The organism is Pseudomonas sp. Irchel s3b6, assembly GCF_900187415.1.
GTDB lineage: Bacteria > Pseudomonadota > Gammaproteobacteria > Pseudomonadales > Pseudomonadaceae > Aquipseudomonas.
On record NZ_FYDM01000004.1, the window covers coordinates 323463 to 336472 of the forward strand.

Annotated in this window: 10 protein-coding genes; 8 read left to right on the forward strand and 2 right to left on the reverse strand. The window is 61.6% G+C overall.

Annotated elements, in window-relative coordinates:
* The first annotated feature begins 100 nt into the window (after nucleotides 1–100).
* The 7 genes from cpdA to CKW07_RS09890 all read left to right on the forward strand — a co-directional run bounded on the left by cpdA (nucleotide 101) and on the right by CKW07_RS09890 (nucleotide 8839).
* The gene (cpdA, locus tag CKW07_RS09855; protein ID WP_095144719.1) at nucleotides 101–916 is read left to right on the forward strand and encodes a 3',5'-cyclic-AMP phosphodiesterase; all 816 of its coding nucleotides are present in this window, start codon (nucleotides 101–103) and stop codon (nucleotides 914–916) included.
* 697 nt (nucleotides 917–1613) lie between these two features.
* A complete protein-coding gene (locus CKW07_RS09865) occupies nucleotides 1614–2222 on the forward strand; it encodes a YqiA/YcfP family alpha/beta fold hydrolase (RefSeq protein WP_095144720.1) in 609 nt (202 codons plus the stop codon).
* Nucleotides 2223–2264: 42 nt separating this feature from the next.
* Nucleotides 2265–4169, forward strand: coding sequence for a DNA topoisomerase IV subunit B (gene parE / locus CKW07_RS09870; protein WP_095144721.1), 1905 nt, complete (start codon nucleotides 2265–2267; stop codon nucleotides 4167–4169).
* Entirely contained in the window at nucleotides 4169–5152 is a 984-nt protein-coding gene (locus CKW07_RS09875; RefSeq protein ID WP_095144722.1) for an esterase-like activity of phytase family protein, read from the forward strand. Before parE ends, CKW07_RS09875 begins: the two co-directional genes overlap by 1 nt.
* Nucleotides 5149–5670, forward strand: coding sequence for a TIGR02281 family clan AA aspartic protease (locus CKW07_RS09880; protein ID WP_095144723.1), 522 nt, complete (start codon nucleotides 5149–5151; stop codon nucleotides 5668–5670). Before CKW07_RS09875 ends, CKW07_RS09880 begins: the two co-directional genes overlap by 4 nt.
* Before the next feature lie 10 nt (nucleotides 5671–5680).
* Nucleotides 5681–7945 (forward strand): DNA topoisomerase IV subunit A, encoded by a 2265-nt coding sequence (gene parC / locus CKW07_RS09885; protein WP_095144724.1) that lies wholly within the window; start codon nucleotides 5681–5683, stop codon nucleotides 7943–7945.
* A 177-nt stretch (nucleotides 7946–8122) separates the two neighbouring features.
* The gene (locus tag CKW07_RS09890; protein WP_095144725.1) at nucleotides 8123–8839 is read left to right on the forward strand and encodes a membrane integrity-associated transporter subunit PqiC; all 717 of its coding nucleotides are present in this window, start codon (nucleotides 8123–8125) and stop codon (nucleotides 8837–8839) included.
* Between the two features lie 364 nt (nucleotides 8840–9203).
* Here the strand turns inward: CKW07_RS09890 and CKW07_RS09895 are convergent, their stop codons facing one another.
* On the reverse strand, nucleotides 9204–10742 hold the full coding sequence (locus CKW07_RS09895; protein ID WP_095144726.1) for an AhpA/YtjB family protein: 1539 nt from the start codon (nucleotides 10740–10742) through the stop codon (nucleotides 9204–9206).
* A gap of 134 nt (nucleotides 10743–10876) precedes the next feature.
* Between CKW07_RS09895 and serB the strand changes: the two genes are divergently transcribed.
* The gene (gene serB, locus CKW07_RS09900; RefSeq protein ID WP_095144727.1) at nucleotides 10877–12091 is read left to right on the forward strand and encodes a phosphoserine phosphatase SerB; all 1215 of its coding nucleotides are present in this window, start codon (nucleotides 10877–10879) and stop codon (nucleotides 12089–12091) included.
* A 57-nt stretch (nucleotides 12092–12148) separates the two neighbouring features.
* Here the strand turns inward: serB and asd are convergent, their stop codons facing one another.
* Nucleotides 12149–13009, reverse strand: a complete 861-nt coding sequence (asd, locus tag CKW07_RS09905; RefSeq protein ID WP_095144728.1) for an archaetidylserine decarboxylase — start codon at nucleotides 13007–13009, stop codon at nucleotides 12149–12151.
* Between the last annotated feature and the right edge of the window lies 1 nt (nucleotide 13010).

A 13010-nucleotide genomic window follows, 5' to 3' on the forward strand; every position in this document is an offset into this window, starting at 1 on the left:
GATGTGAACTGTGTCCGGTTCACAGGTTTCCTCTTTCACGATTGCCCCAGCATAATTGCCCCCTCCATCCCAATCCCTGTCCACGCCCCGGGAGAACGCCTTGCCGAGCGTATCCACTCTGAATGCCAGTGACCCCGTGCTGTTGGTGCAGCTTTCTGACAGCCACCTGTTTGCCGAAGCTGACGGAACGCTGTTGGGCATGAATACGCGCGACAGCCTGCAGCAGGTCATCGAGCTGGCGTTGGCGCAGCAATCACGGATTGACCTGGTGATTGCCAGCGGTGACCTGTCCCAGGACGGCACCCTGGAGTCGTACCAGCAGTTTCGCCAGATGAGCGGGCAAATCGATGCCCCGGCGCGCTGGATTCCGGGTAATCACGACGAGCCGCACATCATGGCCCAGGCGGCGGTGCAGAGTGCTTTTCTGGAGCCGGTGGTGGACATTGGCAACTGGCGGATTACCTTGCTGGATTCCGCTGTACCGGGGTCGGTGCCCGGTTACTTGCAGGACGAGCAGTTGCAGTTGCTGGCCCGGGCCTTGAGCGAGGCGCCGCAGCGTCATCATCTGGTGTGTTTTCACCATCATCCGGTGTCCATTGGGTGTGCCTGGATGGAGCCGATCGGTTTGCGTAATCCGGAGGCGTTGTTTGCCGTGCTTGATCGTTTTACGCAGGTGCGTGCGGTGTTGTGGGGGCATGTGCATCAGGAAATCGATCAGTTACGCAACGGGGTGCGTTTGATTGCATCGCCGTCGACCTGTATCCAGTTCGAGCCGCGCAGTGAGGATTTCAAGGTCGATACCCTGGCGCCGGGTTATCGGTGGTTGCGGTTGTTGCCGGATGGGGGGCTTGAGACCGGGGTGGAGCGGGTGAGCGGGTTTGAGTTTCAGGTGGATTACGGGTCTAACGGTTACTGAGTGCTTCCTCGGGTCTGATAGTCGATTTGTCTCTTGCTGGTGTACGCCTGTGGGAGCGGGCTTACCCGCGAAGGCTGTCTGGTGGCCGGCCATTCTCTTGCAGGTGCGGTGTACATATCCGTTGCTGCGGTCATGGCGACTTATGGTTTCGCCCGACGGCGACTCACTTTTTTTACAGGCGCCTAAAAAAAGTAAGCAAAAAAACGCTTCGCCCCGAGCGTCCGGCCCCTCGCCTAGGCTCGGGGTTCCTTCGCTCCGGCATCCATCCGGGGGCATTGCCCTCCGGTCTGCTGCGCGACGACCTCCATGCAATGAGTTCGACTGCGTCGAACGGCGCTGCGCGCCAATCCCCGGATGAATACCTGCACTCAGCCTCCCGAAGGGGCGGGTGGATCAAAAGCCAAAGCCAAAGCAAGATCAAGGGCGGCAGGCGAGCTAACGCTCGGCCTGTTGAGTGGTGGGAGTTGGCTGGTGGCTGGTGGCAGGTGGGAGAGAGGAGAGAGGAGAGAGCGGAGAGAGCGGGGTGGTTTTGTGGTGTGCTGGCTTGCCGGTGCTGACGCTCCGACTGGCGGTTGTTTTCTCCTGGTGATGTCGTGTTCGGCGGGGGGGCGCTTTCATTTTGATCCATGCCAGACCCCCAACCCCGCTCGACTCCCTGTAAACTGCGGCACTTCACCTCACCGTACAGGGTGCTTGCATGTCGGGTTCGATCCTTTATATCCACGGTTTCAATAGCGCTCCTTCGTCGAAAAAGGCCTGTCAGCTGGTGGGTGTGATAGAGCGGCTCGGGCTGGGGGATCGGTTGCGGGTTCCGGCTTTGCATCACCACCCGCGCGAGGCCATCGGTCAGCTGGAGCAGGCGATTGCCGAGCTGGGGCGGCCACTGCTGGTCGGCAGCTCACTCGGCGGCTACTATGCCACTCACCTGGCTGAGCGCCACGGCCTCAAGGCCTTGTTGATCAACCCGGCGGTCAGCCCGCACCGGATGTTCGACGGGTACCTGGGGACACAGAAAAACCTGTATACCGAAGAGACTTGGGAGTTGACCCACGATCATGTGACGGCCCTGGCCGAGCTTGATGTGCCGTGCCTCCAGGATCCGCAGCGGTATCAGGTGTGGTTGCAGACTGGCGACGAAACGCTGGACTACCGCCTCGCCCAGCAGTATTACCGAGCCTGTGCCTTGCGCATCCAGGCCGGCGGCGACCATGGTTTCCAGGGGTTTGCCGGGCGATTGCCGGCGCTGTTGAGTTTTGCCGGCATTGGCGCAGATGTGTACCAGGCGATTGATTTCACGGCACTGTGAATCCTTGCCCCTATTTTCATGAACGACAGACGACGAGACCCCATGGCCACTCCCAGCGCTAGCTCTTATAACGCAGACGCCATCGAAGTCCTCTCGGGCCTCGACCCGGTGCGTAAACGCCCCGGCATGTACACCGACACCAGTCGGCCGAACCACCTCGCCCAGGAAGTCATCGATAACAGTGTCGACGAAGCCTTGGCCGGGCACGCCAAATCGGTGCAGGTCATCCTTCACGCCGACCACTCCCTGGAAGTCAGCGATGACGGCCGCGGCATGCCGGTGGACATCCACCCGGAAGAAGGCGTTTCGGGCGTCGAGCTGATCCTCACCAAGCTCCATGCGGGCGGCAAGTTCTCCAACAAGAACTACCAGTTCTCCGGCGGTTTGCACGGGGTGGGTATTTCGGTGGTCAACGCCCTGTCGACCCAGGTACGTGTGCGCGTCAAGCGTGACGGCAACGAGTACCAGATGACCTTCGCCGATGGCTACAAAGCCACCGAGCTGGAAGTGATCGGCACCGTTGGCAAGCGCAACACCGGCACCAGCGTGTTTTTCGCGCCGGACCCGAAATACTTCGACTCGCCGAAATTCTCCATCAGCCGCCTCAAGCATGTGCTCAAGGCCAAGGCCGTTTTGTGCCCGGGGTTGCTGGTCAGCTTTGAAGACAAAGGCACCGGCGAAAAGGTCGAGTGGCATTACGAAGACGGCCTGCGTTCCTACCTGGTCGATGCGGTCAGCGAGTTCGAACGCCTGCCGGACGAGCCGTTCTGCGGCAGCCTGGCCGGTAACAAGGAAGCCGTCGACTGGGCACTGTTGTGGTTGCCGGAAGGCGGCGACAGTGTTCAGGAAAGCTACGTCAACCTGATCCCGACAGCCCAGGGCGGTACCCACGTCAATGGCCTGCGTCAGGGCCTGCTCGATGCCATGCGCGAATTCTGTGAGTTCCGCAGCCTCCTGCCCCGTGGCGTGAAGCTGGCGCCGGAAGACGTCTGGGAACGCATTGCTTTCGTGCTGTCGATGAAAATGCAGGAACCGCAATTCTCCGGCCAGACCAAGGAGCGCCTGTCGTCCCGTGAAGCGGCGGCGTTTGTTTCGGGTGTGGTCAAGGACGCCTTCAGCCTGTGGCTCAATGCAAACCCTGAGACCGGCATGCTGCTGGCAGAGCTGGCGATCAACAACGCCGGTCGTCGTCTGAAGGCGAGCAAGAAGGTCGAGCGCAAGCGCATTACCCAGGGGCCGGCGTTGCCGGGCAAGCTTGCCGATTGTGCCGGGCAGGACCCGATGCGCTCCGAGCTGTTCCTGGTGGAGGGTGATTCCGCGGGTGGTTCTGCCAAGCAGGCGCGGGACAAGGAGTTCCAGGCGATCCTGCCGTTGCGCGGCAAGATCCTCAACACCTGGGAAGTCGACGGCAGCGAAGTGCTGGCCAGCCAGGAAGTGCACAACATCGCCGTGGCCATCGGTGTCGATCCAGGCGCGGCGGACATGACCCAGCTGCGTTACGGCAAGATCTGCATCCTCGCCGACGCCGACTCCGACGGTCTGCACATTGCAACCCTGCTCTGCGCCTTGTTCGTCCAGCACTTCCGCCCGTTGGTGGATGCCGGTCACGTCTATGTGGCGATGCCGCCGCTGTACCGCATCGACCTGGGCAAAGAGATTTACTATGCCCTCGATGACGCCGAGCGTGACGGTATTCTCGACCGCCTGGTGGCCGAGAAGAAGCGCGGCAAGCCGCAGGTCACCCGATTCAAGGGCCTGGGCGAAATGAACCCGCCCCAGCTGCGTGAAACCACCATGGACCCGAATACGCGTCGTCTGGTACAGCTGACACTGGATGATTTCGAGGCCACGTCGGAAATGATGGACATGCTGCTGGCGAAAAAGCGCGCCGGCGATCGCAAGTCCTGGCTGGAATCCAAGGGCAACCTGGCCGAGGTTCTGGCTTGATGCGGAGCGGTTTCGCCCTTGCGTTACTGTTCCTGGCCAGCGCGGTGTTCGCGCAGCCGGCGCCTGAACTGACACTGCTGTCCGAGCATGCCGTGCAAGGCATGCGCGGCGGTAACCTGTCGGGACTGGCGCAATGTGGTGGCGACCTGTGGACGGTGTCTGATCGCGACGACGAGCAGATCTATCGCCTCGATACTCGCCAGAACGTCTGGCAGGCTGAAGCCGTGCCCATTGATGTGCCGCCGGTACCTGAAAGCGGCTTGCCCTGGGGGCTGAGTTCGCGGGCCTGGGCGGCGTCGTTCATTCGTGGTGGTGATCTGGATTTTGAAGGGATTACCTGCGATCAGGCGGGCAATCGCTACATCGTCAGCGAGTCTCATGCGGCGGTGTTGCAAGTCCCTGTGACGGGACCTGCCCAGTGGCTGAAAATCGCCCCGAGCATGATCCGCGAAGCGCGGGCCAGTGGGATGTTACTGCGATTCAATGGGTTGTTCGAAGGCATTGCCGTCGACCCTGAAGGCAGTCAGTTATGGCTGGCGGCCGAGCGGGAACGGCGCGGGCTGTTACGGATCAAGCGCCAGCAATCGGTTTGGGATTGCGACGGAGGGTGCGTGCTGCTGAGTGAGGCGGGTATGCAAATGCAACCGGAGCAGTTCCCCAATGCAAAGCCGGTTCCCCGGGACTTTGCCGACCTGTCGTGGTTCGACGGTAAGCTATTCACGCTGGAGCGCAACGCCTTCGAAATTTGTCGTCGCGATGCAGTGAGTGCCAAGGTCGAGCAATGTTGGTCGTTTGCCGAGCAAGCCTTGCAGGCTCATCGCCGTTATCCACAGGCCTATGGCCTTGCCGAGGCCCTGGTGGTCGACGCCGACGGTGCCTGGGTCGGCATCGACAACAACAACGGAGCTCGCGCCGATGGTGAATTCAGGCCGATTGTCTGGCGCTTTGCCGCGCCGCAAGGCGGCTGGAGCGCCCGGCCATGACTCAGCAGGCTCCGGGCAAGCGCGCCGGTCGAGTACTGCTGGTGCTGGCCTGGTGCGCCGGGCTGTTTCTGGCGACGCGGTTCTTCGGGGCCTGGGAGCAGCGCCTGGAAAACCCCAACACCCAGGTCAGCTCGCAACAGGGTGACGGTTTTATCGAAGTGAAACTGGTCAGCAATGGCCAGGGGCATTTCGTTGCCGATGGCCAGATCAACGGCCAACCGGTGAATTTCATGCTCGATACCGGGGCGACCGATGTGTCGATCCCGTCCAGGCTGGCCGAGCGCCTGAAGCTGGAAAAAGGGGCGCCGGTCACCCTGAGCACGGCCAACGGTCGCAGCCAGGGTTACCGGACCCGCCTTGAACAACTGAAACTGGGCGACATCGTCCTGCACGATGTACGTGCCCTGGTGGCGCCAGGCCTGGGCGGCGAGCAAGTGCTGCTGGGCATGAGCGCCCTGAAACAACTTGAATTTACCCAGCGCGGCGGCACCATGCTGCTGCGCCAGACAACGAATTGATGAGGCCCGCATGAGCGATATCCTTGCAGACAGCTTAGATGGCGTAGAACGCCGATCGCTGGCTGACTTCACCGAAAATGCCTACCTCAACTACTCCATGTACGTGATCATGGACCGGGCCTTGCCGCACATCGGCGACGGCCTGAAGCCGGTACAGCGGCGCATCATCTATGCGATGAGCGAGTTGGGGCTGGACGCCGATTCCAAGCACAAGAAATCCGCGCGTACCGTCGGTGACGTGCTCGGCAAGTTTCACCCCCACGGCGACTCGGCCTGCTACGAAGCCATGGTGTTGATGGCCCAACCATTCAGCTACCGCTACACACTGGTGGACGGTCAGGGTAACTGGGGTGCGCCGGACGATCCGAAGTCCTTCGCCGCCATGCGTTACACCGAGGCGCGCCTGTCGCGTTATTCCGAAGTGCTGCTCAGCGAACTGGGCCAGGGCACCGCGGACTGGGGGCCGAACTTCGACGGTACGCTCGACGAGCCGCTGGTACTGCCGGCACGCTTGCCGAATATCCTGCTCAACGGCACCACCGGTATTGCCGTGGGCATGGCCACCGACGTTCCGCCGCACAACCTGCGGGAAGTCGCGACCGCCTGCGTGCGTTTGCTCGATGAGCCAAAAGCCACGGTCGAACAACTCTGTGAGCACATCCAGGGCCCGGACTATCCGACCGAAGCGGAAATCATCACGCCGCGCGCCGACCTGCTGAAAATCTACGAAACCGGTCGTGGTTCGGTGCGCATGCGCGCTGTTTACCACGTCGAAGACGGCGACATCATCGTCACTGCGCTGCCTCATCAGGTCTCTGGCGCCAAGGTGCTCGAGCAAATTGCCGCCATGATGCAGGCCAAGCCGTCCAAGGCCCCGCAAATCGCCGACTTGCGTGACGAGTCCGATCACGAAAACCCATGCCGGATCGTGATCATCCCGGTCAACAGTCGGGTCGATCACGAAGCGTTGATGCAGCATCTGTTCGCCAGCACCGAGCTTGAGTCCACCTACCGGGTGAACATCAACATCATTGGCCTGGACGGCAAGCCGCAGCTGAAAAACCTGCGCGCGCTGTTGGTCGAGTGGCTGGAGTTCCGGGTTCAGACGGTCCGTCGTCGCTTGCAATTTCGCCTGGACAAGGTCGAGCGTCGCCTGCACCTGTTGGACGGTTTGTTGATCGCTTACCTCAACCTGGATGAAGTGATCCACATCATCCGTACCGAGGAACACCCGAAAGCCAAGCTGATCGAGCGTTTTGCCCTGAGCGAGATCCAGGCCGACTACATCCTCGACACCCGCCTGCGTCAGTTGGCACGGCTGGAAGAGATGAAGCTGCGCGACGAGCAGGACGAGTTGCTCAAGGAGCAAGCCAAGCTGCAAGCGCTGCTGGGCAGTGAAACCAAGCTCAAGAAGCTGGTGCGCAGTGAGCTGATCAAGGATGCCGAAACCTACGGCGACGACCGTCGTTCGCCGATTGTCGAGCGCGCCGAAGCCAAGGCGTTGACCGAGCACGATCTGCTACCGAACGAAAAAGTGACAGTCGTTCTGTCGGAAAAAGGCTGGGTGCGTTCGGCCAAGGGGCACGACATCGACGCCACGGGCCTTTCCTACAAGGCTGGGGACGGTTTCAAGACGGCGGCTGCCGGTCGTTCCAACCAGTTCGCGGTGTTTATCGACTCCACCGGCCGCAGCTACTCGGTGCCGGCACACACCTTGCCTTCGGCCCGTGGCCAGGGTGAGCCGCTGACCGGTCGCCTGACGCCGCCGCCAGGGGCAACCTTCGAGTGCGTACTGATGCCAGAGGATGATGGTCTCTACGTCATCGCCTCCGACGCCGGTTACGGGTTCGTGGTCAAGGGTGAAGACCTGCAAGCCAAGAACAAGGCCGGTAAGGCGCTGTTGAGCCTGCCGAACAACGCCAAGGTGATCCTGCCGCGCCCGGTCGCTGATCGTGAGCAGAACTGGCTGGCCTCGGTGACCACCGAAGGCCGCCTGCTGATTTTCAAAATCAGCGACCTGCCACAGTTGGGCAAGGGCAAAGGCAACAAAATCATTGGTATCTCCGGCGAACGTGTAGCCAGTCGCGAGGAATACGTCACCGATATCGCGGTATTGCCGGACGGTGCGACGCTGGTGTTGCAGGCCGGTAAACGCACGCTGTCGCTGAAGGCCGACGACCTGGAACACTACAAGGGTGAGCGTGGACGTCGAGGCAATAAACTGCCACGGGGCTTCCAGCGGGTGGATGCGTTGTTGGTAGAAGCTCTGGATTAAGTGCCTTAGGGCGCTCAATCTATGATTTAACGCGTAGATCGGTACTTTCGCGCTGGAGTCGAACGGCATATTCACGGATGATATGGCCTTTCAAGCGCCGGCGTGGTCGAGCGTTCGTCATATTGTTAGAGTATTTTTCACTGTGAGCGGCCGTGTGGCCGCCACCTGGATGGGATGATGACTGTTCTGCGCCTTCCTCTTTTTTTGTTGCTCGCTGGCGTTCTTGGCCTGGCGGGTTGCAGCGTTCACCAGCCGGTGTCGCTGTATCAACTGGACAGCGGCAGCCCTGCTCAGCCTGCGCAAAGCGCCGGCATGGCGGTGTTGCTGGGTCCGGTTCTGATTGCTGATTACCTGCAACGTGAAACCCTGTTGCAGCGTCAACCCGACGGCAGCCTGCAAGCGTCCACCGATGGTCGTTGGGCGGGCAGTCTGTCTTCTGATATCAATCAGTTGCTGCTGCGGCAAGTGGCCGGTCGCCTGGACAGCCAGCGCGTAGTCCTGGCACCGGCAACGCAGGGCTTTGCCCCGGACGTGCAGGTGCTGCTGTCGATTACGCGCCTGGACTCGGGTGAGTCGCAACCGGCGATTCTCGACGCTCAGTGGCGCTTGATCGACCGTCGCGGCCAGGTGCGCGATAACCGTATCGTTCACCTGCAAGAACAGCACGCCGGTGGTACTGCGGCTCAGGTGCAGGCTCAGGGTGTGTTGTTGCAGCGCCTGGCCGAGCAGTTGTCGGTGGCCCTCAAGCCGTTGGCCAACCAGCCGCCGATTGCCGATGCCCCACGCAGCAAGCCCGCGCGGGAAAAACCGACCGCACCGGCTGAGCCGGAGAAGCAGCCGAAGATCCCGATGGCTTCGCCGATCCGCACCGACATGGAAGTGTTCCGCTTCTAAGCTCGATGCTGCAGACAAAGCCCGCCGAGTGCGGGCTTTTTCGTGCCATCAAGCCTGAGCGATCAGGCTCTGTGGCGAGGGAGCAAGCAGCCGTTGAGGATCGAAGCGGTCCTGACAAGGCGATGGTGGTCTTTCAGAAAGTCCTTGGTGGGCTTATCGGGGGCTGCTGCGCCCGAACGCGGACCGACCAGCGGGAGCAAGCTCCCTCGCCACAGACATGTGTTTGCTGCTCTCGTCCCCTTAACGTTTAGGCATGCAAGCTGGTTGGGCGGCGCGCCGCTTACCGGCGAAGGTATCGGGGGCAGGCAGCAAAAAGCCCGCGGATGATCACTCATCGGCGGGCTTTTGTTGTTACCGGTCAGGCTCAGCTTTTGGTGCTGGTCTCGTGCATGCGGGCCAGCTGGCGCTCGAGCATCGAGGGATACGGCTCCATCAAGCGCTCGACGCAGCAGGCACCTTCCGGGCTGGCGATCGGGCGGATCCGTGCGCGTTGGCGGATCAGCACGTCGTCGCTGATCTTGCGCTCCACCAGCAGCAGGTTGCGGCTGTGCTGGGACAGGGCAAGGGCGTCCTGGGCGGTTTCGGTCAGCAACAGGTCGATCTGGCTGAGGCCGAACAGCTCGTCACCCAGGGTCAGGCCCAGCTGCAATTGCAGGGTGATGCCGCTGTCAGCGACCTCGATCTGCAGTTGGTGGCCCAGGGCACGCAGCAACTCACCGCAGCAGATGGCATTGGTCAGGTAGTCGTCGCCGCTGTCCTGAGTGTGGAACAACATCAGCGTGCTGCCGTCGTTCAGGGTGTGCAGCTCGCTTTCATACAGCGAGGCAGCCTGATCCAGGCAGTCGCGGTAGCGATCCAGCAGTTCGGTCAGGCGAGTGCGCGGCAACCGGCGCAGTTGATCCTGAGCGCCCAGTTGCACGGCCAGTACGGCACTGTGCTGTGGCGCGGCTGGAGCAGCAGGCTTGGGCTGCGGCTTGGCGGGTGCAACGGTCGCATCGCTGTCGCGAAGGTCGGCGAACGGGTCTTCTTCGTCCGATTCGTCTTCTTCGGCTTTTACCCGATGCCGTGGTGCGGCTTTCACGCCTGTCACGGGTGCGCTCTCGTCGAAGCTCGGGTCGCGCAGGTTGCGTACTTCAAAACCGGGTTCGGCTTCGTCGGTGTCGTCTTCATCGTCGACGTCAGGCTCGGGCGCCGGTTCTGGCTCCACCGGCTCTGGCGCGAAGCTGCTGTGCAGCTGGCGGGCCAGGTCGCCGATTTCATCCTGGCGCTGAGTGGCCGGGGTGTGTTCGTCGATATCACGCAGCCACACGCGCAGTTGCAGCAGTGGCGTGGAGATGTGCCGGCCCAGACGCAGGCTCAACGCCAGGGACAAGGCCAGCAGGATGGCGCTGAGAATGCCCATGCTTTGCAGGCTGATGGTCATCGGCTGTTCGAACTGATCCATGTCCAGGCTGATGCGCAATTGGCCGGCGGTCACGTCCTGGAAGGTGATCTTGCTCTCGTACATGCCTTGGGCTTCGCCCAGCAAGCCATGCTTGGGACGTTGCCCGGCCTCGGCGAGAATCCGGTTGTCCACGCTATAAATAGCCGCGTGGGCCACCAATGGGTTCTTGGTCAGGTTGTTCAGCAGCACATTGAGGCTGAGGATGTCGTTGGACACCAACAGCTCGGTGGCTGACGTCGCCGTCTGCGTGGTCAGGCTCTGGCCCAGGGCATCGGCCTGCTCGTGCATGGCCTGTTTGAACTGCAGACCCATCACGCAGGCGTAGATCACCAGGGCCAATGCGACCAGGATCACGTTATGGCTGGCAATGCGCAATGCAATCGGTACACGGCGGTGGCGCAGTGCCCGGAAGATCAGCAGAAAGAAGTTGTCGGTTTTGACTGGCGTTGGCCGGTTCACTGAGCTCGGCTCTTTTGTCCGTGAAGTTGAGGCGCAGTATAGCGATAGCCCCCAGACCGGCAAAGCGCTGGCTGTGCCCGATGGTCACTGAATGTGGGTAGAATGCGGTTTTTTTCCACTTGCGGGGGTGCGCCTTGCGCGAAATCGTCCTGATAAACATCACGGGAGTCGACCGTCCGGGTCTGACTACGGCCATTACCGGTGTACTGGCCCAGGGTGGTGTGAACATTCTCGACATCGGCCAGGCGGTGATCCACGACACCTTGTCGTTTGGCATCCTGGTCGATATTCCTGATACCAAACAGGGTTCTTCGGTGCTCAAGGACATCCTGTTCAAGGCATACGAGCTGGATCAGCAGGTGCGTTTCACGCCGGTTTCCGAAGAGGATTACCAGCAATGGGTCGGCGCGCAGGGCAAAAAGCGCCATATCGTGACCTTGCTGACACGCAAAGTGACCGCCGAGCAATTGCAGCGCGTGAGCTCGATCACTGCCAAGTACGGATTGAACATCGACCATATCGATCGTTTGTCCGGGCGCATGCCTCTGGACACCCCGGCCGACAAGGGCAAGGGCTGCATCGAGTTCTCCGTGCGTGGTGAGGCCGCGGATCCGCAAGCCCTGCGTGCCGAATTCCTCAGCGTGGCTCAGGAGTTGAGCGTCGACATCGCCTTCCAGGAAGATTCGCTGTTTCGCCGCAACCGTCGTCTGGCGGTGTTCGACATGGACTCGACGCTGATCGAAGCCGAAGTCATCGACGAACTGGCCAAGGCGGCCGGTGTGGGTGACCAGGTCTCGGAAATCACCGAGCGGGCCATGGCGGGCGAGCTGGATTTCCGTGCCAGCTTCAAAGAACGCCTGGCGTTGCTGCAAGGCCTGGATGTCAGCGTGCTGGACTCGATCGGTGCCTCCCTGCGCCTGACCGAGGGCGCAGAAACCCTGTTCGCCGAACTCAAGCGCCTGGGTTACAAAACCGCGATTCTGTCGGGCGGTTTCACCTACTTCGCCAAGCAACTGCAAGCCAAACTGGGCATCGACTACGTGTTCGCCAACGAACTGGAAGTGGTCGACGGTAAAGTGACGGGCGTGGCGGTCGAACCGATTGTCGATGCCCAGCGCAAGGCCGATCTGCTGCGTGAACTGGCCCACAAGGAAGGTTTGCGCCTGGAGCAGACCATCGCGGTCGGTGACGGTGCCAACGACTTGCCCATGCTGGCGATTGCGGGCCTGGGCGTCGCCTTCCGCGCCAAGCCGCTGGTCAAGCAGTCGGCCAAGCAGGCCATTTCGACCCTGGGGCTGGATGGGGTGCTGTATCTGCTGGGCTTGCGCGATCGCGACGGTCAACTCTGAGGCGAATCGAATGCAAAAAAAACGCCGCTATCAGCGGCGCTTTTTTATGCACAGAGATCAGGCTTTCGGTGAGCCGAGACCCTGGCCCATTGTCACCGGCGAGCCGGCCGCCAGGTCTTCAGCCCACTGGATCTGGTCTGGACCAAACAAGACGACAGCTGTCGAACCCAGCTTGAAGCGACCCAGTTCGGCCCCTTTTTCCAGGTGGATCGGCGCACGGGCGGCTTCGTCGTAGCGGAAAGTTTTCAGCTCGCGCTTGGGTGGCGTCACCAGGCCGGCCCAGACGGTCTCGATGGAGGCGACGATCATCGCACCCACCAATACCACGGCCATTGGGCCGCGTTCGGTGTCGAAAATGCAGGCAACACGCTCATTGCGGGCGAACAGCTCTGGAACGTTTTCAGCGGTGGTCTGGTTGACCGAGAAGATCCGGCCCGGGATGTAGACCATTTCCCGCAGGGTGCCGGCCAGCGGCATGTGCACGCGGTGGTAGTCCTTGGGCGACAGGTAGATGGTCGCGAAATCGCCACCCATGAAGGGCGCGGCATTGGCGGCATCACCGCCGAGCAGTTCCAGTACGCTGAAGCTGTGGCCCTTGGCCTGGAACACCCGACCGTGCTCGATCGGGCCAAGCTGGCTGACCGCGCCGTCTGCCGGGCTGAGGATCGCGCCCGGGGTCTGGTCCAGGGGACGCGCGCCGTCTTTCAAGGCGCGGGTGAAGAACGCGTTGAAGTGTTCGTAGGCGGTCAGGTCTTCGACCAGTGCCTGCGACATGTCCACCTGGTAGCGCTTGGCGAACCACGCGGTGAAGGCATTCTTGAACCAGCGCACGCGGCACTCGGCAATGCAGCCGGCCAGGCGCGACAGCAGGTGATGGGGCAGCAGGTACTGACTGAGGATAAACAAACGCTTTTTCATT

What these genes read in the sequence shown, in the direction of transcription:
- parE (WP_095144721.1), top strand. Translation starts at nt 2,265, where the DNA reads ATGGCCACTCCCAGCGCTAGCTCTTATAACGCAGACGCCATCGAAGTC.
- CKW07_RS09865 (WP_095144720.1), top strand. Translation starts at nt 1,614, where the DNA reads ATGTCGGGTTCGATCCTTTATATCCACGGTTTCAATAGCGCTCCTTCG.
- CKW07_RS09890 (WP_095144725.1), top strand. Translation starts at nt 8,123, where the DNA reads ATGACTGTTCTGCGCCTTCCTCTTTTTTTGTTGCTCGCTGGCGTTCTT.
- CKW07_RS09875 (WP_095144722.1), top strand. Translation starts at nt 4,169, where the DNA reads ATGCGGAGCGGTTTCGCCCTTGCGTTACTGTTCCTGGCCAGCGCGGTG.
- parC (WP_095144724.1), top strand. Translation starts at nt 5,681, where the DNA reads ATGAGCGATATCCTTGCAGACAGCTTAGATGGCGTAGAACGCCGATCG.
- CKW07_RS09880 (WP_095144723.1), top strand. Translation starts at nt 5,149, where the DNA reads ATGACTCAGCAGGCTCCGGGCAAGCGCGCCGGTCGAGTACTGCTGGTG.
- asd (WP_095144728.1), bottom strand. Translation starts at nt 13,009, where the DNA reads ATGAAAAAGCGTTTGTTTATCCTCAGTCAGTACCTGCTGCCCCATCAC.